15 protein-coding genes and 1 tRNA gene are annotated in these 18759 nt (G+C 71.9%); 15 read left to right on the forward strand and 1 reads right to left on the reverse strand.

Translation table 11 applies throughout. The features are described 5' to 3' along the window. Positions 1-17 precede the first annotated feature (17 nt). Positions 18-89: transfer RNA gene (locus ABTZ03_RS07910), tRNA-Arg, on the reverse strand. A 181-nt stretch (positions 90-270) separates the two neighbouring features. Between ABTZ03_RS07910 and ABTZ03_RS07915 the strand changes: the two genes are divergently transcribed. The 15 genes from ABTZ03_RS07915 (at position 271) to ABTZ03_RS07985 (ending at position 18553) form a co-directional block, all read left to right on the forward strand. Further along, positions 271-690, forward strand: a complete 420-nt coding sequence (locus ABTZ03_RS07915) for a response regulator (protein ID WP_350512069.1) — start codon at positions 271-273, stop codon at positions 688-690. 84 nt (positions 691-774) lie between these two features. Continuing rightward, a complete protein-coding gene (argS, locus tag ABTZ03_RS07920) occupies positions 775-2436 on the forward strand; it encodes an arginine--tRNA ligase (RefSeq protein WP_350511985.1) in 1662 nt (553 codons plus the stop codon). A 90-nt stretch (positions 2437-2526) separates the two neighbouring features. Next, a complete protein-coding gene (lysA, locus tag ABTZ03_RS07925; RefSeq protein WP_350511986.1) occupies positions 2527-3918 on the forward strand; it encodes a diaminopimelate decarboxylase in 1392 nt (463 codons plus the stop codon). 138 nt (positions 3919-4056) lie between these two features. Continuing rightward, positions 4057-5349 carry a homoserine dehydrogenase gene (locus ABTZ03_RS07930; protein ID WP_350511987.1) on the forward strand — a complete coding sequence of 431 codons (1293 nt, stop codon included), beginning with the start codon at positions 4057-4059 and terminating at the stop codon, positions 5347-5349. A 10-nt stretch (positions 5350-5359) separates the two neighbouring features. Then, positions 5360-6457 (forward strand): threonine synthase, encoded by a 1098-nt coding sequence (thrC, locus tag ABTZ03_RS07935; protein WP_350511988.1) that lies wholly within the window; start codon positions 5360-5362, stop codon positions 6455-6457. A 387-nt stretch (positions 6458-6844) separates the two neighbouring features. After that, positions 6845-7783: a homoserine kinase gene (gene thrB, locus ABTZ03_RS07940; protein WP_350511989.1), complete on the forward strand. Its 939-nt coding sequence runs from the start codon at positions 6845-6847 to the stop codon at positions 7781-7783. Between the two features lie 581 nt (positions 7784-8364). Beyond that, positions 8365-10476, forward strand: a complete 2112-nt coding sequence (gene rho / locus ABTZ03_RS07945; RefSeq protein ID WP_350511990.1) for a transcription termination factor Rho — start codon at positions 8365-8367, stop codon at positions 10474-10476. Positions 10477-10615: 139 nt separating this feature from the next. Next, positions 10616-11755: an LCP family protein gene (locus ABTZ03_RS07950; protein WP_350511991.1), complete on the forward strand. Its 1140-nt coding sequence runs from the start codon at positions 10616-10618 to the stop codon at positions 11753-11755. A gap of 173 nt (positions 11756-11928) precedes the next feature. Beyond that, positions 11929-12150: a 50S ribosomal protein L31 gene (gene rpmE / locus ABTZ03_RS07955; RefSeq protein ID WP_316526281.1), complete on the forward strand. Its 222-nt coding sequence runs from the start codon at positions 11929-11931 to the stop codon at positions 12148-12150. A 152-nt stretch (positions 12151-12302) separates the two neighbouring features. Then, positions 12303-13379 carry a peptide chain release factor 1 gene (prfA, locus tag ABTZ03_RS07960; RefSeq protein ID WP_350511992.1) on the forward strand — a complete coding sequence of 359 codons (1077 nt, stop codon included), beginning with the start codon at positions 12303-12305 and terminating at the stop codon, positions 13377-13379. A gap of 63 nt (positions 13380-13442) precedes the next feature. After that, positions 13443-14309 (forward strand): peptide chain release factor N(5)-glutamine methyltransferase, encoded by an 867-nt coding sequence (gene prmC, locus ABTZ03_RS07965; protein WP_350511993.1) that lies wholly within the window; start codon positions 13443-13445, stop codon positions 14307-14309. A gap of 46 nt (positions 14310-14355) precedes the next feature. Next, positions 14356-15003, forward strand: coding sequence for an L-threonylcarbamoyladenylate synthase (locus ABTZ03_RS07970; RefSeq protein ID WP_350511994.1), 648 nt, complete (start codon positions 14356-14358; stop codon positions 15001-15003). 32 nt (positions 15004-15035) lie between these two features. Next, positions 15036-15677 carry an arsenate reductase/protein-tyrosine-phosphatase family protein gene (locus ABTZ03_RS07975; RefSeq protein ID WP_350512070.1) on the forward strand — a complete coding sequence of 214 codons (642 nt, stop codon included), beginning with the start codon at positions 15036-15038 and terminating at the stop codon, positions 15675-15677. Between the two features lie 116 nt (positions 15678-15793). Then, the gene (glyA, locus tag ABTZ03_RS07980; RefSeq protein ID WP_350511995.1) at positions 15794-17074 is read left to right on the forward strand and encodes a serine hydroxymethyltransferase; all 1281 of its coding nucleotides are present in this window, start codon (positions 15794-15796) and stop codon (positions 17072-17074) included. Positions 17075-17272: 198 nt separating this feature from the next. Continuing rightward, a complete protein-coding gene (locus ABTZ03_RS07985; RefSeq protein ID WP_350511996.1) occupies positions 17273-18553 on the forward strand; it encodes an MraY family glycosyltransferase in 1281 nt (426 codons plus the stop codon). Positions 18554-18759 lie beyond the last annotated feature (206 nt).

Raw genomic sequence — 18759 nt, forward strand, 5'->3', positions numbered from 1 at the left:
CGGCACTTGTTGCGAAGTGCCCCCGGTAGGATTCGAACCTACGCACCCGCCTCCGGAGGGCGGTGCTCTATCCCCTGAGCTACGGGGGCCGATTGGCCTGTCGGTCACTTGCGCGTTCCGACGGGATGAACACTACCAGGCTTCGAGGGCGGCCCGTGCACGGGTTTCCGGAAAGATCGTCGGGGCCGTCCCGGGCCGCCCGGTGGGCGGAAGTGCCCAAAGGCCGGACGGGGCGGCGGGGCCGCCGATACCCTCGGTGAGGTGTCGGGAGTGTCCGGGCGGGTCCTCGTGGTGGACGACAGCGAGGTGATCCGCCAGCTGATCAGGGTCAACCTGGAGCTCGAAGGCTTCGAGGTGGTGACCGCCGCCGACGGCGCCGAGTGCCTGGAGATCATCCGCCGGGTGAAGCCCGACGTGGTGACGCTGGACGTGATGATGCCGCGACTGGACGGCCTGCGGACGGCGGCCCGGCTGCGCGCGACCCCGGACACCAGCGGGCTGCCGATCGCGATCGTGAGCGCCTGCACGCCGGCGGACCTCGATCTGGGGGAGGCGGTCGGGGTGGACGGCTACCTCGGCAAGCCCTTCGATCCGGCCGACCTGGTGGCCCTGGTCCGACGGCTGATGTGCGGCGGGGGACCGCCCGGCGGGTTCCGCTCTGAGCGAACAGAGCGCACGGATCGCGGCTGACACCCCCGGCAGCGCCGTCCCCGGGCGTCTCAACCGGCAAACCGGGTGGCGGGCGGGCACCCCGTCTCGCCTACGCTTGGCGTCGTGACCCCCGCAGACCTTTCCCAGGCAATCCAGGCCGCAGTGAGCTCCGCCGTCGAGGCGGGCGAGCTGGCCGTCGCCGTGCCCGAGCACGTGACGGTCGAGCGGCCCAAGAACCGGGACCACGGCGACTACGCGACGAACGTGGCCCTCCAGCTCGCCAAGGCGGCCGGCAAGCCGCCGCGAGCCATTGCCGAGGTCCTGGCCGAGCGCCTGCGAGGCATCACCGGCGTCGCCAAGGTCGACATCGCCGGTCCGGGCTTCCTGAACATCACCCTGGACACCGCCACCGCCGGTGCGCTCGCCCGCACCGTCGTCGAGGCGGGCGAGGCCTACGGCCGCAACGAGGCCCTCAAGGGCCTGAAGATCAACCTGGAGTTCGTCTCCGCCAACCCGACCGGCCCGATCCACATCGGCGGCGTCCGCTGGGCGGCCGTCGGCGACTCGCTGGCGCGCGTGCTGCGGGCCTCCGGCGCCGATGTCACCACCGAGTACTACCTCAACGACGCCGGCGTGCAGATCGGCAAGTTCGCCGCCTCCCTGCAGGCCGCCGCGAACGGTCGCGAGGTGCCCGAGGGCGGGTACGTCGGCGAGTACATCGTCGACATCGCCAAGGCGCTCACCGACGCCGTCCCCGGCGTGCTCGACCTGCCCGAGGCCGAGCAGCTGGAGGTCTTCCGCACCGAGGGCCTCAAGCTCATGGTGGCCGAGATCAAGCGCTCGATGGACGAGTTCGGCACCCACTTCGACGTGTGGTTCTCGGAGAAGACGCTGCACGACTCGGGCGCCGTCGAGAAGGCGATCGAGCGGCTGCGCGAGCAGGGCCACGTCTTCGAGCAGGACGGCGCGGTCTTCCTGCGCACCACCGACTTCGGCGACGACAAGGACCGCGTCCTGATCAAGGCCGACGGCGACAAGACCTACTTCGCCGCCGACGCCGCGTACTACCTGTCCAAGCGGGACCGCGGCGCCGAGGTCGCGCTCTACATGCTGGGCGCGGACCACCACGGCTACGTCAACCGCCTCAAGGCCATCGCGGCCTGCGCGGGCGACGACATGAACCGCAACATCGAGGTGAAGATCGGCCAGTTCGTGAAGATGCTTCGCGACGGCGAAGAGGTCCGCATGTCCAAGCGGGCCGGCAACATCATCACGATCGACGACGTGGTCGAGTGGATCGGCGTCGACGCCGCTCGCTACACCCTGGCGCGTTCCTCCACGGACTCGACGATCACGCTGGACATCAACGTCCTGACCAGCCAGACCAACGAGAACCCGGTCTTCTACGTCCAGTACGCCCACACCCGGATGTGCGGTGTCGCCCGCAAGGCCGCCGAGCTGGGCGTGGACAAGGGCACGGTCGAGCAGTTCAAACCCGAGCTGCTCTCCACCGAGTGGGAGTCCGACCTGCTCGGCCACCTCGGCGAGTTCCCGCGCGTGCTGGCCGCGGCCGGCGAGCTGCGCGAGCCGCACCGGGTCGCCGTCTACCTGGAGAAGCTCGCGGGCAAGTACCACCGCCTGTACGAGAACTGCATGTTCCTGCCCAAGGGCGACGAGGAGCTCACGGACACCCACCGGGCCCGTCTCTGGCTGGTCGAGGCGACGCGCACCGTGCTCGCCAACGGCCTCACGCTCCTGGGCGTGACGGCGCCCGAGCGGATGTAAGCACCACCCCCAAGCGCACAGCGGGGGCGGCTGACGGTCAACGGAGACCGTCGCCGCCCCTCGCCATAGGTCTCGAAGGAACCCAGGACCATGAGTCGTTCCGCACACCCCGCAGGCCCCCGCCACGGCGACGTCCTGCCCGAGGGCCACTACCAGGCCCCGCCGGCCGACCTGAACGCGCTCGACCCCAAGGTCTGGTCGCGCACCGTCTCCCGCAACGCCGAGGGCGTGGCCACCGTCGGCGGGATCGACGTCAAGCGGCTGGCGGCCGAGTTCGGCACCCCGGCCTACGTGTTGGACGAGGAGGACTTCCGCAGCCGGGCCCGCGCCTGGCGGGACGCCTTCGGCACCGAGGCGGACGTCTACTACGCCGGAAAGGCCTTCCTCTCCAAGGCGATCGTGCGCTGGCTGCACGAGGAGGACCTCAACCTCGACGTGTGCAGCGTCGGCGAGCTGGCGGTGGCGCTGGCCGCCGGGATGCCGCCGGCGCGGATCGCGCTGCACGGCAACAACAAGTCGGTGGACGAACTCGAACACGCGGTGAAGTCCGGCGTCGGGCGCATCGTGGTCGACTCCTACGAGGAGATCGAGCGCTTGGCCGCGATCGCCGCCCGGCAGGGCGTGCGCCAGCAGGTGCTGATCCGGATCACCGTCGGCGTCGAGGCGCACACCCACGAGTTCATCGCCACGGCGCACGAGGACCAGAAGTTCGGGCTGTCCCTCAACGGCGGCTCGGCCGCCGAGGCGGTGCGCCGGGTGCTCGGCCACGCCGCCCTGGAGCTGCGCGGCATCCACTCGCACATCGGCTCGCAGATCTTCGACATGGCGGGCTTCGAGGTCGCCGCCCGCCGGGTGGTCGGCCTGCTGGCGGAGATCCGCGACGAGCACGGCGTCGAGCTGCCCGAGATCGACCTCGGCGGCGGCCTGGGCATCGCGTACACCAGCGAGGACGACCCGCGCGAGCCGGCCGAGATCGCCGCCGCGCTGGCCGACATCGTGCGCCGCGAGTGCGCCGCCGCGCAGCTGAACGCCCCCCGGCTGAGCGTGGAGCCGGGCCGGGCGATCGTCGGTCCGACCGCGTTCACGCTGTACGAGGTCGGCACCGTCAAGCCGCTGGAGGGCCTGCGCACCTACGTCAGCGTGGACGGCGGGATGTCCGACAACATCCGCACCGCGCTGTACGACGCCGAGTACTCGGTGGCCCTGGTGTCGCGCACCAGCGACGCGGAGCCGATGCTGGTGCGGGTGGTCGGCAAGCACTGCGAGTCCGGCGACATCGTGGTCCGGGACGCCTTCCTGCCGGCCGACCTGGCCGCGGGCGACCTGATCGCGGTGCCCGCCACCGGCGCCTACTGCCGCTCGATGGCGAGCAACTACAACCACGCCCTCAAGCCCCCCGTGCTCGCCGTCAAGGACGGCGCGGCCCGGGTGATCGTCCGGCGCGAGACGGAGGAGGATCTCCTGCGCCTGGATATCGGATGACGAAATCCTCGTCTCAGATCATGGAACGACCGTAGATCCGTGCGGAAAGTCCCCGAGACTGGTACGGACCGAAGTATCCGGCGGCCCCCGAAAATCCGCCGGAAATACCGAAGCACGAAGAATGCAGAGCGGAGTCGGATGATGCGTACGCGCCCGCTGAAGGTGGCGTTGCTGGGTTGTGGTGTGGTGGGCTCCGAGGTGGCGCGCATCATGACGACGACGGCCGACGACCTCGCCGCTCGCATCGGTGCCCCGGTCGAGCTCGCCGGGATCGCGGTCCGCCGGGCCGGCCGGGTGCGTCCGGGGGTGCCCGAGCACCTGATCACCACCGACGCCGAGGCCTTGGTGGGCCGGGGCGACATCGACGTGGTGGTCGAGGTGGTGGGCGGGATCGAGCCCTCCAAATCGCTGATCCTGTCGGCCTTCAAGCAGGGTGCCTCGGTGGTCAGCGCCAACAAGGCGCTGCTCGCCCAGGACGGCACCGAGCTGCACGCGGCGGCCGCCGCGGCCGGCGTCGACCTGTACTACGAGGCCGCGGTGGCGGGCGCGATCCCGCTGCTGCGCCCGCTGCGCGAGTCCCTCGCGGGGGACAAGGTCAACCGGGTGCTGGGCATCGTCAACGGCACCACCAACTTCATCCTCGACAAGATGGACACCACCGGCGCCGGTTACTCGGAGGCGCTGGAGGAGGCCACCGCGCTCGGCTACGCCGAGGCCGACCCGACGGCCGACGTGGAGGGCTTCGACGCCGCCGCCAAGGCCGCGATCCTGGCCGGCATCGCCTTCCACACCAAGGTCACCGCGGCCGACGTCTACCGCGAGGGCATCACCGAGGTGACCGCCGCCGACATCGCCTCGGCGAAGGAGATGGGCGCCGTGGTCAAGCTGCTCGCGATCTGCGAGCGCGCCGCCGACGGCGGGTCCGTCACCGCCCGGGTGCACCCGGCGATGATCCCGCTCTCGCACCCGCTGGCCTCCGTCCGCGAGGCGTACAACGCGGTGTTCGTCGAGGCCGAGGCGGCCGGCCGGCTGATGTTCTACGGCCCGGGCGCGGGCGGCTCGCCGACCGCCTCCGCGGTGCTCGGCGACCTGGTCGCGGTCTGCCGCAACAAGCTCGCCGGCGCCACCGGCCCCGGTGACTCCGTGTACACCCGGCTGCCGGCCAAGCCGATGGACCAGGTGGTCACCCGCTACCACGTCAGCCTGGACGTGGACGACCGGGCGGGTGTGCTCGCCCAGGTCGCGTCCGTCTTCGCCGAGCACGGCGTCTCCATCGACACCGTGCGCCAGCAGGGCCGCGACGGCGACGCCTCGCTCGTCGTGGTCACCCACCGTGCCACCGACGCCGCGCTGTCGGCGACGGTCGACAAGCTCCGCGCGCTGGACAGCGTGCGGGACGTGGCCAGCATCATGCGGGTCGAAGGGGAATAGGGAACCAGCCATGAACGCCGTTGCCGAGAACGTCGTCCGAGGCGCGCACACCCACCAGTGGCGCGGCCTGATCGAGGAGTACCGGGACCGCCTGCCGGTCACCGCGGCCACCCCGGTGGTCACCCTGTTGGAGGGCGGCACGCCGCTGGTGCCCGCCCAGGTGCTGTCCGAGCGCACGGGCTGCGAGGTCTACCTCAAGGTCGAGGGCGCCAACCCGACCGGTTCCTTCAAGGACCGCGGGATGACGATGGCCATCTCCAAGGCCAAGGAGGAGGGCGCCCAGGCCGTCATCTGCGCGTCCACCGGCAACACCTCGGCCTCGGCCGCCGCGTACGCGGTGCGGGCCGGGATGGTCTCCGCGGTGCTCGTCCCGCAGGGCAAGATCGCCCTGGGCAAGATGGGCCAGGCGCTGGTGCACGGCGCCAAGATCCTTCAGGTGGACGGGAACTTCGACGACTGCCTGACGCTGGCCCGTGAGCTCTCCGAGAAGTACCCGGTGGCGCTGGTCAACTCGGTGAACCCGGTGCGGATCGAGGGCCAGAAGACGGCGGCCTTCGAGATCGTCGACATGCTCGGCGACGCCCCGGACATCCACGTCCTGCCGGTCGGCAACGCGGGCAACATCACCGCCTACTGGAAGGGCTACCGGGAGTACGCCACCGACGGGATGTCCTCGCGCACCCCGCGGATGTGGGGCTTCCAGGCGTCCGGTTCGGCCCCGATCGTGGACGGCGCGCCCGTCCTCAAGCCGCAGACCATCGCCACCGCGATCCGGATCGGCAACCCGGCCTCCTGGGACTTCGCGCTCGCCGCGCGGGACGAGTCCGGCGGCCTCATCGACAAGGTGACGGACCGTCAGATCCTGTCCGCCTACCGGCTGTTGGCCGCGCAGGAGGGCGTCTTCGTGGAGCCCGCCTCGGCCGCCTCGGTGGCCGGCCTGCTGGCCAAGGCGGAGGCCGGCCTGGTCGACCCGGGCCAGCGGATCGTCTGCACGGTGACCGGCAACGGCCTCAAGGACCCGGACTGGGCGGTGGCCGGCGCGCCGCAGCCGCAGGTCGTCCCGATCGACCCGGAGGCGGCGGCCCGTCGGCTCGGTCTGCTCGACTGAGCGATCGGACCGCCCGGCCGGGCAAGGGGCCTGACGCGTCGACGGGCCGACCCTTTCGAGGGTCGGCCCGTCGGAGTTCTCCGGTGACACTTTTGTGTCAATTCCGCTTCGCATTCCGATCCGATTCCACCCCGCTTCCTGACGGAGCGGGGTGCGCATTCCGGCCAGAACCGGCAACACACCAGATCGAAGGCCCACGGGGTGTACCACTGGGGAACCTCTCTTCGATACTCTGGGTTCGGCCGTGTGGCACATGCCCCGGGCCCGTCCTGGTACGGGCCGCGCCGACGACAGTGACCGCCAGGCCCGAGGGGTCCGCGGTCCTTCCCCACCCTCGCACCGACGACGCGCACCGCGCCGCCCGATTTCCCCAGGAGAGTCCACCGCATGGCCGGTCCTGCGTTCCGTGCCGCCGCCGTCCGGGTCAGGGTTCCCGCGACCAGCGCCAACCTCGGCCCCGGCTTCGACGCCTTCGGGCTCGCGCTGGGTCTGTACGACGACGTGGTCGTCCGGGTCGCCGACTCCGGCCTCGCGGTCGACATCGCCGGCGAGGGCGCCGAGACGCTGCCCCGGGACGAGCGCCACCTGCTGGTCCGCTCGATGCGGGCCGCCTTCGACCGGCTCGGCGGCCAGCCGCGCGGCCTCGAAGTGGTCTGCGCCAACCGGATACCGCACGGCCGCGGCCTGGGTTCCTCCTCGGCCGCCATCTGCGCCGGCATCGTGGCCGCCCGCGCGGTCACCATCGGCGGTCCGTCCGCGCTGGACGACGACGCGCTGCTGGCCCTCGCCTCCGAGCTGGAGGGCCACCCGGACAACGTCGCGGCCTGCCTGCGCGGCAACTTCACCATCGCCTGGACCGACGAGGAGTCGGCCAAGGCGGTCGCCCTGGAGCCCTCCGAGCAGGTCGTCCCGGTGGTGTTCGTCCCGGCCAGCGAGGTGCTCACCGAGACCGCCCGCGGCCTGCTGCCGAAGACCGTCCCGCTGGCCGACGCCGCCGTCAACGCGGGCCGTTCCGCGCTGCTGGTCGAGGCGTTGACCCGGCGTCCCGAACTGCTCCTCGCCGCCACCGAGGACCGACTGCACCAGGACTACCGCGCCACCGCCATGCCGGACAGCGCCGCGCTGGTCGGCGCGCTGCGCGCGGAGGGCGTCCCGGCGGTCATCTCCGGGGCCGGCCCGACCGTGCTGGCGCTCACCGACGAGGCGGGCGTCGACAAGGTGCTCTCCTTCGCCGGGTACCACGGCCACGGCGGCGACCCGGCGTTCGCCGCGCACCGGCTCGGCGTCGACCGGACCGGGGCCACCGTGCTCCCGCTGGACGTCTGAGCTGCCCGTTCGGGCCCGGCGCGAGCCGGGCCGTCCGGACACGATTGGCAAGCCCGAGGTCGGGGAATGTCTGAGGGGGTCGGTAGTGTTAATCTCATTGCTGCACCATGTGCCCTCCGGGGCTCGGTGCGCCGCGTCCCGATCCCAGCGTTCCACTGCCGTGGAACCGCCGCGATGTCCGGGGCGACGATTCTCCGGGAGCCCACCGCAGCGCGTACGCAGCCTGCCTGCGCGACATGCGGCCGCATCCCGAAGCCGTGACGGCACCTGACTCCCACCCGCGGCCTCCCACCTAGAGGCACAGGACGGGCGGAGCGCGGGCCACCGTCACGCGACGGGGGCCCGGGATTCGCAGGCAGCGTGGGGGCGCAACGCCCTCTGGGGAGGTCGACACACGACCGGCCCACGCGCCACCTCAGCACCACCGTGCGTCAAGCACCGCACCTCGCAGCTCTCCCTCGACGGGCTCCCGCCATTCGAGGGATCACCGCCTCGGACCGACGCAGTCGAGCGTTGGTCAGGACAGCACAACCGGTCGCCGAGCCAGACAGGCCGACGTCCGCTCCAGGGAAGGACCCTTAGTGAGCGACTCCACCGATCTGATGGGCGCGCGCCCGGACGCCGAGGCGTCGGACGCAGCCGCCGCCCCCGCCGCTCCGGCCCGCCGCCGCCGCAGTGCCGCCGCGGGCCTGGACGGAATGGTCCTGGCCGAGCTCCAGAAGCTCGCCGGTGACCTGGGCATCACCGGTACCGGACGCATGCGCAAGAGCCAGCTGATCGAGACCATCAAGGAGAAGAGCGGCGGGGACCCGCTGCTCGCCGCCGGTGGCGCCCCGGCCGCCAAGCGCACCGCCGCCAAGGCGGACGCCGAGGCCCCGGCCGAGAAGCCGGCCCGTCGCACCAAGGCCGCCGCCGCTGCCGCCGCCGCGACCCCGGTCGCCGAGCCGCAGGCCCAGATCGAGATCCCGGTGCAGGCCGCGGCCGAGACCGCCGCCGCGCCCGCCCGCACCGAGCGCACCCGTCGCCGGGCCACCTCGGCCGCCGGCGCCCCCACGGCCCCGGCCGCCGCCGAGGCGGCCGCCGAGGCCGCCGCCGTCACGGTGGCCGAGCCCAAGCAGGCCGACCGTCCGGCCGAGACCCGCGGCTTCGAGGGCCGCGAGGAGGGTCGCGAGACCCGTCGCGACCGCCGCGAGCGCCGTGACCGCCGCGAGGGCGGCGAGCGCACCGAGCGTCAGGACGGCGCCGAGGCCCAGGCCGGCCAGGACGGCGACGGCCGCGAGTCCCGTCGTGACCGCCGCAACCGCCGCGAGCGCACCGACCGCCAGGGCGGTCAGCAGGGCCAGCAGCAGGGCGAGGGCCAGGGCCAGCAGCGCCGCGAGGGTGGCCAGGGCGGCCAGGGCCAGCAGGCCCAGCAGCCCCAGGTCCAGCAGGGCGGCTACGACGACGACGAGTTCGGCGACGGCCGTCGGGGTCGTCGCGGCCGTTACCGGGACCGTCGGGGCCGTCGTGGCCGCGACGGCTTCGAGGCCGGCGTGGTCGAGCCGCAGGTCGGCGAGGACGACGTCCTGATCCCGGTCGCGGGCATCCTCGACATCCTCGACAACTACGCGTTCGTCCGGACCTCCGGCTACCTGCCGGGCCAGAACGACGTCTACGTCTCGCTCGCCCAGGTCCGCAAGAACGGCCTGCGCAAGGGTGACGCCATCACCGGTGCGGTGCGCCAGCCGCGCGAGGGCGAGCGCCGCGAGAAGTTCAACGCCATGGTGCGGCTGGACTCCGTCAACGGCATGGACCCGGAGACCGGCCGCGGCCGCCCCGAGTTCAACAAGCTCACCCCGCTGTACCCGCAGGAGCGGCTCCGCCTGGAGACCGACCCGGGCGTGCTGACCACCCGGATCATCGACCTGGTGTCGCCGATCGGCAAGGGCCAGCGCGGTCTGATCGTGGCCCCGCCGAAGACCGGTAAGACCATGGTCCTGCAGGCGGTCGCCAACGCGATCACCCACAACAACCCCGAGTGCCACCTGATGGTCGTCCTGGTCGACGAGCGTCCGGAAGAGGTCACCGACATGCAGCGGTCGGTGAAGGGCGAGGTCATCTCCTCGACCTTCGACCGCCCGGCCGAGGACCACACCACCGTCGCCGAGCTGGCCATCGAGCGCGCCAAGCGCCTGGTCGAGCTGGGCCACGACGTGGTCATCCTGCTGGACTCGATCACCCGCCTGGGCCGCGCCTACAACCTGGCGGCGCCGGCCTCCGGCCGCATCCTGTCCGGTGGTGTCGACTCGACCGCGCTCTACCCGCCGAAGAAGTTCTTCGGTGCCGCGCGCAACATCGAGAACGGCGGCTCGCTGACCATCCTGGCCACCGCGCTGGTCGAGACCGGCTCGCGGATGGACGAGGTGATCTTCGAGGAGTTCAAGGGCACCGGCAACATGGAGCTCAAGCTCGACCGGAAGCTCTCGGACAAGCGCATCTTCCCGGCCGTCGACGTGGACGCCTCCAGCACCCGCAAGGAGGAGATCCTGCTCGGCAGCGAGGAGCTGGCGATCGTCTGGAAGCTGCGCCGGGTGCTGCACGCGCTCGACTCGCAGCAGGCGATCGAGCTGCTGCTGGACAAGATGAAGCAGACCAAGAGCAACGCCGAGTTCCTGATGCAGATCGCCAAGACCACCCCCGGTTCCGGCGACTGACGGTAGCCGGACGGCACCGAGGCACCGAACCCCGGATCGCGCGAGCGGTCCGGGGTTCGTCGTGTCCGGGGCGGCTTTGTTCCAGAGTTGGGACAGCTTGGGATCATTCGATCTTCTTGTCCGTTTTACGCTGGTGCGTATGGCCGAGCACAAGAGGGTCCCGAGTCGCCGCCGCAAGGTCCTGCGGTGGTCCGCCTGCGCGGTCGCCGCGCTCGTCGTCGTCGGCGGCGGTGCGGGCGCCTACGCGTACCTGAAGCTCAACGGCAACATCAAGAGCGTCGACATCGACTCCCGCCTCGGCGACGCCCGGCCCCCGGCGGCCACCGACGGCTCCTTCAACATCCTGGTGCTGGGCTCCGACTCGCGGGTCGGCGAGAACGGCGACCTGGCCGGCGGGGACACCGGCGACACCGCCCGCTCCGACACCGCGATGGTGGTGCACATCAGCCAGGACCACTCGCGGGCCACCATCGTCTCGATCCCGCGCGACACCCTGGTCGACCGGCCGCAGTGCACCGACAACAGCGGCAAGGCCGCCCCGGCGGTCAAGCGCGCGATGTACAACAGCGCCTTCGAGACCGGCGGCGCCGCCTGCGCGGTCAAGACCACCGAGCAGCTCACCGGGCTGCGGATGGACCACTACCTCCAGGTCGACTTCGCCGGCTTCGCCCGGGTCGTGGACGCGATAGGCGGGGCCACCGTGACCACCACGGTGGCCATCCACGACAAGGACAGCGGGCTCGACCTCCCGGCCGGCCAGCACCACCTGGACGGGCAGCAGGCGCTGGCCTTCGTCCGCACCCGGCACGGCGTCGGCGACGGCAGCGACCTCGGCCGGATCGAGCTGCAGAAGCAGATGGTCAAGTCGCTGCTCCAGCAGGCCGGCGGGATGGGACTGTTCTCCAACCCGGTCAAGCTGTGGTCGATCGGCGACACCATGACCAAGAGCGTCACCACCGACTCCGCGCTCGGCTCGGTGAACTCCCTGGTGGGGCTGGTGCAGGAGCTCAAGGGGATCGGGCCGGACCAGCTGACCATGGTCACCCTGCCGGTGGTGACCGCCCCCAGCGACCCCAACCGGGTGGTCGAGCAGCAGCCGCAGGCCGGGAACGTCTGGGCGGCGCTCAGGGCCGACCAGGCGGTCCCGCAGGCGATCGTCTCGGCCCAGCCGGAGAACCCCGCCCAGGCGACCCCCACGGCCTCCCCGACGGCCGTGCCCAAGGCCGTTCCCAGGACGGCCGCCCCGAAGCCCGCCGGAACGGCCCCCGGGCAGCGCTGACGGCGCCCGTCACCGGCCCCGGCGACCGCCCGGGACGGCCCCCGGAATAAGCCGTGACGGGCCCCGGTTTGGGAAGATGCGGCCGGTCCTGGCAGACTGGTCCGTCGGTCCCGGTTCACGTGCGGCATTCCCAGTCGCCGACCCGGTGCCCTCCCGAAAACTAGGAGAACCCCTTGAAGCCCAACGTTCACCCGGAGTACGTGGTCACGAAGGTGACCTGCACCTGCGGCGCCGAGTTCACCACCCGCTCGACCGAGACCAGTGGCGAGATCCGCGCCGAGGTCTGCTCGCAGTGCCACCCGTTCTACACGGGCAAGCAGAAGATCCTCGACACGGGTGGCCGCGTTGCCCGCTTCGAGAAGCGCTTCGGCAAGCAGCACAGCGCGAAGGCCTAGCGCTCCCTCGGCGCCGGCTCCCGGTGCCCCCGTACTCGTTGTCGGGGGCGCCGGGGACCGGCGCCGTTCGCGTCCCAGCGCGCGTTCCGCAGTTCCAGCCCGTTCCGAACCCCCCCCTGCACGTTCTGAGCCCCCGGGAAGAAGGCCACCCCATGTTCGAGGCAGTCGAAGAGCTCCTCGTCGAGCACGCCGACCTCGAAACGAGGCTGGCCGACCCGTCCGTCCACGCGGACCAGAACAACGCCCGCAAGCTGGCCAAGCGCTACGCCGAGCTGACCCCGATCACCCGGGTCTACCGGCAGTGGCGGCAGGCCGGCGAGGACATCGAGGCCGCGCGCGAACTCGCCGCCGAGGACCCGGAGTTCCTCTCCGAGGTGAAGGACTCCGAGGCGCGCCGCGACGAACTGACCGAGGAACTGCGGCTGCTGCTCGTCCCGCGCGACCCGAGCGACGACAAGGACGTCATCCTGGAGATCAAGGCGGGCGAGGGCGGCGAGGAGTCCGCGCTGTTCGCCGGCGACCTGCTCCGGATGTACCTGCGCTACGCCGAGCGGGTCGGCTGGAAGACCGAGCTCATCGACTCCAACGAGTCCGACCTCGGCGGCTACAAGGACGTCTCGGTGGCCGTGAAGACCAAGGGCAACGCCGAGCCCGGCCAGGGCGTCTGGGCCCGGCTGAAGTACGAGGGCGGCGTGCACCGCGTGCAGCGCGTCCCCGCCACCGAGTCGCAGGGCCGCATCCACACCTCCGCGGCGGGCGTGCTGGTCACCCCCGAGGCGGAGGAGGTCGAGGTCGAGATCCTCGCCAACGACCTGCGGATCGACGTCTACCGCTCCTCCGGCCCCGGCGGCCAGTCGGTCAACACCACCGACTCGGCGGTCCGGATCACCCACCTGCCGACCGGTATCGTGGCGTCCTGCCAGAACGAGAAGAGCCAGCTGCAGAACAAGGAGCAGGCGATGCGCATCCTGCGTTCGCGGCTGCTGGCCGCCGCGCAGGAGGAGGCCGAGCGGGAGGCCTCGGACGCGCGTCGCAGCCAGGTCCGCACGGTGGACCGTTCCGAGCGGATCCGGACGTACAACTACCCCGAGAACCGCATCTCGGACCACCGCACGGGATTCAAGTCGTACAACCTGGACCAGGTCCTGGACGGCGACCTGAACGCGGTGATCCAGTCCTGCGTCGACAAGGACGCGGCGGCCAAGCTCGCCGCGGCCCAAGAGAACTGAGACCGGCGCGCCCCAGCCCGACGCAAGCCCGAAGCCGGAGCGCAGAAACATGAGGTCGTACGGATGAACCTGCTGCTCGCCGAGGTGGCCCAGGCCACCCAGCGGTTGGCCGCGGCCGGCGTGCCGTCGCCGCGCTTCGACGCGGAGGAACTCGCCGCCTACGTCCACAACGTCAAGCGCAGCCAGCTGCACACGGTGAAGGACGCCGACTTCGACGCCCGCTACTGGGAGGCGGTCTCCCGCCGCGAGGCGCGCGAGCCGCTGCAGCACATCACCGGGCGCGCGTTCTTCCGCTACCTCGAACTGGAGGTCGGCCCCGGGGTGTTCGTGCCCCGGCCGGAGACCGAGACGGTCGTCGAGTGGGCGATAGACGCGGTGCGCGACATGGACGTCGCCGAGCCGCTGGTGGTCGACCTGTGCTCCGGCTCCGGCGCCATCGCGCTCGCCCTGGCCCAGGAACTGCCGCGCTCCACCGTGCACGCCTTCGAGCTCGACGAAGGGGCGCTGGAGTACACCCGGCGCAACATCGAGGCCAGCCCGGACCGCGCCAGGGTCACCCTGCACGCCGGGGACGCCACCAAGGCCTTCGAGGACGACCGCTCCTGGGACGGCCGCTTCGACCTGGTGATCTCCAACCCGCCGTACATCCCGCTCACCGAGTGGGAGTACGTCGCGCCGGAGGCCCGCGACCACGACCCGCAGATGTCCCTGTTCTCCGGCGAGGACGGCCTGGACACCATCCGCGGCATCGAGCGGGTGGCCGCCCGGCTGCTGCGCCCGGGGGGCGCGGTGGTGATCGAGCACGCCGACCAGCAGGGCGGCCAGGTGCCGTGGATCTTCAACGAGGAACGCGGCTGGACGGACACCGCCGACCACCGCGACCTGAACAACCGGCCGCGCTTCACGACGGCTCGTAAAGCCGTGCTGTGAAGACAGCCGTGAACGTCATGAGTCATTCCGGAAGGGGACCGTACCGATGAGCCGCCGCTACGACTGTGCCGACGCCGGGGACCGCGCCACGGGCCTGCGCGAGGCCGCCTCGGCCATCCGCCGCGGCGAACTCGTCGTGCTGCCCACCGACACCCTCTACGGGGTCGGCGCGGACGCCTTCTCCCCGGAGGCCGTCGCCGAGCTGCTGGCGGCCAAGGGCCGGGGCCGCAACATGCCCTCGCCGGTCCTGGTCGGCTCGCCGACCACCCTGCACGGCCTGGTCACCGACTTCTCCGAGCAGGCCTGGGAGCTGGTCGACGCGTTCTGGCCCGGCGGGCTCACCCTGGTCGCCAAGCACCAGCCCTCGCTGCGCTGGGACCTCGGCGAGACCCGCGGCACCGTCGCGGTCCGGATGCCGCTGCACCCGGTCGCCATCGAGCTGCTGAACGCCACCGGCCCGCTCGCCGTCTCCAGCGCCAACAAGACCGGCGGTCCGTCCCCGGCGACCTGCGACGAGGCGCAGGCCCAGCTGGGCGACGCCATCTCGGTCTACCTGGACGGCGGCAACGCCGACCACGCCACCGCCTCGTCGATCGTCGACGTCACCGGCAAGGTGCCGGTCCTGCTGCGGGCCGGCGCGATCAGCATCGAGCAGCTGAGGGAGGTCGTCCCCGACCTGGAGGCCGGAAGTTGACACCCATCGCCTCGCTCCATGACGGGCCCGGCATAGCGCCGTACCTGGCCGTGGGTCCCAGGCCGCTGGACCACTTCCGGATCCTGTTCGTCTGCACCGGGAACATCTGCCGCTCGCCGATCGCCGAGCGGCTCACCCGGCGTGAGCTGGACACCCGGCTCAGCCCCCGGGTGGCCGGGCGGATCCTGGTCGAGAGTGCCGGCACCTGGGGCCACGTGGGCGCGCCGATGGAGGACCACGCCGCGACCGTGCTGGACGAGTACGGCGCGGACAGCGGCGGCTTCACCGGCCGGGAGCTACTGGACGAGCACGTGGTCGAGGCCGACCTGGTGCTCACGGCGACCCTGGACCACCGCGCCCAGGTGATCTCGATGGGCCACGAGGCGGGCCTGCGCACCTTCACGATCAAGGAGTTCACCCGGCTGGTGCGGACGATCGATCCGGGCACCCTGCCGGACCCGCGCCGTGGCTCGGACGTCACCGAGCGGGCCCGCGCGCTGGTGCGGGCCGCCGCCGCGCTGCGCGGCTGGTTGCTGGCCGCGACCCCGGAGTCCGACGAGGTGAACGACCCGTACGGGGCGCCGATCGGCATGTTCCGCAACTGCGGCGAGGAGATATTCCACGCGGTCGACCCGGTGGTCACCGCGCTCACCGGCGTCCCGGCGCCGCGCTGACCGAGGGCCGAACGGCCCCGTTCCGACGGGCCGGGTGGCCGGGACGGTCCTACGCTGGGTGAACACCCCCCAGCCGTCGGACGGGGGTGCCCCACCGCAGCGCCGGGAGCCCTGCCATGACCGTCACCGATGCCGCCGCCGGCTCGACCGCGACGAGGGGACGCCCGTGGGCGTCCGAGGCGCTGCACCGGGCGGATCCACAGATCGCCGACCTGCTGGCCGCCGAGGCCGAGCGGCGGGCCGAGACGATCCAGCTGCTGGCGGGGGAGAACCTGACCACCCCGGCCGTCCTGGCGGCGCTGACCGGCCCGCTGATCGACAAGTACGCCGAGGGCTACCCGGGGCGTCGGCACCACACCGGCTGCGCGCTGGCGGACGCCGCGGAGCTGCTGGCGATCGACCGGGCCCGCGAGCTGTTCGCCGCCCCGCACGCCAACGTCCAGCCCCGATCGGCGACTTCGGCGATGCTCGCGGCGTACGCGGCGCTGTTGCGGCCCGGTGACGGGGTGCTGGCGATGTCGCTGGAGCACGGCGGCCACCTCAGCTGCGGCTCGCGGGCCAACTTCTCCGGCCGCTGGTTCGACTTCACCGGTTACGGGGTGCGCGAGTCGGACGGCCTGATCGACCTCGACCAGGTGCGCGACCTGGCCCGGCTGCACCGCCCCAAGGCGATCGTGGCGGGTTCGATCTCGCACCCCCGGCACCCGGACTGGGCGGCCTTCCGGGAGATCGCGGACGAGGTGGACGCCTATCTGATCGCCTCGGTCGCGCAGACCGCCGGCCTGGTCGCGGCCGGGGTGGTGCCCTCCCCGGTGCCGTACGCGGACGTCACGGTCGCGGCCACCCACAAGCTGCTGCGCGGCCCGCGCGGGGGCCTGCTGCTGTCCACCGCGGAGCTGGCCGAGCGGATCGACCGGGCGGTGTTCCCGTTCAGCCAGGGCGGTGCGGCGATGAACGAGGTGGCCGGCAAGGCGGTGGCGCTGGCGGAGGCCCGGACGCCCGCCTACCGGGCGTACGCGCAGCGGACGGTGTCCGGGGCGCAGGCGCTCGCCAGGGGGCTCGCAGAGGCCGGTGTGCGCCCTCTGACGGGCGGTACCGACACCCACCTGGTGACCGCCGACGTCCGTCCGCTCGGGGTGACCGGCGCGGAGGCCGAACGGCGCTGCGCTGCGGCCGGGTTGCTGCTCGGCAAGTGCGCGCTGCCGTTCGACCCGGCGCCGGCCGCCGAGGCCTCCGGCATCCGGCTGGGCACGGGTACCGTGACCAGCCAGGGGATGGGCGAGGCGGAGCTGACCGGGATCGCCGCACTGATCGCCCGACTGCTCGCCGGGGAGGCGCCCGGGTCGGTCGGGGAGCGGGTCCGGGAGCTGGCGGCGGCCTTCCCGGAACGGGCCTGAGCGGGGGCCGTGCGCGGGTCCGTCGACCCGCTCCGTCCACGGACATCGGGATCTCCTACCCGGGAGGGCGAACCGCGATGCACGTCCCGGGCGTCCGACTCAATAAGGTGTGTGCCGTGGCGACGCACCTCGAACCCCGGGAAGGCAGGGGAGTACCTTCGGTACCTCCCCGTTCGACAGTGATGCAGGAGGCCGGTGGTGCGTGAGTATCTGCTGGTGCTGTTCTGCACCGCCGCCGTCACCTATCTGCTGACCGGCCCGGTGCGGAAGTTCGCCATCGCGGCCGGCGCGATGCCCCCGGTCCGCGCCCGTGACGTGCACCGCGAGCCCACTCCGCGGCTCGGCGGCATCGCGATGTTCGGCGGACTGTGCGCGGGCATCCTGGTCGCCTCGCAGCTGGACAACCTGAGCAAGGTGTTCAACGGCGGCAGTGACATCCGCGCGCTGCTGTCCGGCGCCGGGATCATGTTCCTGCTCGGGGTGTTGGACGACAAGTGGGGCGTGGACGCCCTGGTGAAGCTCGGCGGCCAGATGATCGCCGCCGGTGTGATGGTCTGGCAGGGCGTCACGGTGATCACCCTCCCGGTGCCCGGCGTCGGACCGGTCGCGGTGAGCCCGACCCAGGGCATGGTCATCTCGGTCACCCTGGTCGTCGTCATGGTCAACGCGGTGAACTTCATCGACGGCCTGGACGGTCTGGCGGGCGGCATGGTCTGCATCGCCGCGATGGCGTTCTTCCTGTACAGCTACCGGCTCTGGTACGGCTACGCGATCACCGACGCGGCCCCCGCGGTGCTGTTCAGCGTGCTGCTGATCGGCATGTGCATGGGCTTCCTGGCGCACAACATGCACCCCGCCCGGATCTTCATGGGCGACTCCGGCTCGATGATGCTGGGCCTGATGCTGGCCGTCGCCGCGATCTCGATCACCGGCCGGGTCGACCCCGACCTGATCAACAGTGAGACCGGTTCGCAGACCGCCACCGTGCACACCCTGGTGCCGATCTACATCCCGCTGCTGCTGCCCCTGACGGTCATCGCGCTGCCGCTGGCGGACCTGCTGCTCGCCGTGGTGCGCCGCACCTGGGCCGGCCAGTCCCCGTTCGCCGCCGACAAGCGCCACCTGCACCACCGGCTGCTCCAGGTCGGGCACTCGCACAGCCGGGCCGTACTGATCATGTACTTCTGGGCCGCGCTGATCGCCTTCGGGACGGTCGCCTTCTCGGTGACCAACACCGGCCGCGCGGTGGTGCTGACCCTCGCCGGGCTCTGCCTGGTCGGCCTGGTGGTGCTGCTCACCCCGCGGTTCCGGCCGCGCGCCCCCCGGGCGGTGCAGTCCTTCGTCCCGCCGCGGTACCGGCGGCGGTCCGTCGCGGCCCCGATGGCCGAACTGTCGGCGAAGGACAAGCAACTTCTGGGTGAAGCCAGCCGGGGTTCCTCGGCGGCCTCCGGTCACGACAAGGCCAGCGGTCGCCGTTGACAACGGAGTTGACGATCCGTCAAATGGGCTCACCCGTACGGCGGAATCGTTGCGCCGTCGGTGTGACAGGAGCCACACATTCATGGTAAAGCTCTCATCAAATAGTTTGTGATACCGTTCACGAGTACCGAGAACACGCCGAAAGACCTGACAGGTGGAGGACTTCCGTCCCTGGTCGGTCTCCTTCGACGGGCCCGACTCGCTCG

The organism is Kitasatospora sp. NPDC096077 (assembly GCF_040303245.1).
Classification (GTDB): Bacteria; Actinomycetota; Actinomycetes; order Streptomycetales; family Streptomycetaceae; genus Kitasatospora.

Bases quoted from the DNA above. Each gene is read 5' to 3' on its own strand.
- ABTZ03_RS07970 (WP_350511994.1), top strand. From the start codon at position 14,356: ATGAGCCGCCGCTACGACTGTGCCGACGCCGGGGACCGCGCCACGGGC.
- prmC (WP_350511993.1), top strand. From the start codon at position 13,443: ATGAACCTGCTGCTCGCCGAGGTGGCCCAGGCCACCCAGCGGTTGGCC.
- prfA (WP_350511992.1), top strand. From the start codon at position 12,303: ATGTTCGAGGCAGTCGAAGAGCTCCTCGTCGAGCACGCCGACCTCGAA.
- ABTZ03_RS07930 (WP_350511987.1), top strand. From the start codon at position 4,057: ATGATGCGTACGCGCCCGCTGAAGGTGGCGTTGCTGGGTTGTGGTGTG.
- glyA (WP_350511995.1), top strand. From the start codon at position 15,794: ATGACCGTCACCGATGCCGCCGCCGGCTCGACCGCGACGAGGGGACGC.
- lysA (WP_350511986.1), top strand. From the start codon at position 2,527: ATGAGTCGTTCCGCACACCCCGCAGGCCCCCGCCACGGCGACGTCCTG.
- thrC (WP_350511988.1), top strand. From the start codon at position 5,360: ATGAACGCCGTTGCCGAGAACGTCGTCCGAGGCGCGCACACCCACCAG.
- ABTZ03_RS07950 (WP_350511991.1), top strand. From the start codon at position 10,616: ATGGCCGAGCACAAGAGGGTCCCGAGTCGCCGCCGCAAGGTCCTGCGG.
- thrB (WP_350511989.1), top strand. From the start codon at position 6,845: ATGGCCGGTCCTGCGTTCCGTGCCGCCGCCGTCCGGGTCAGGGTTCCC.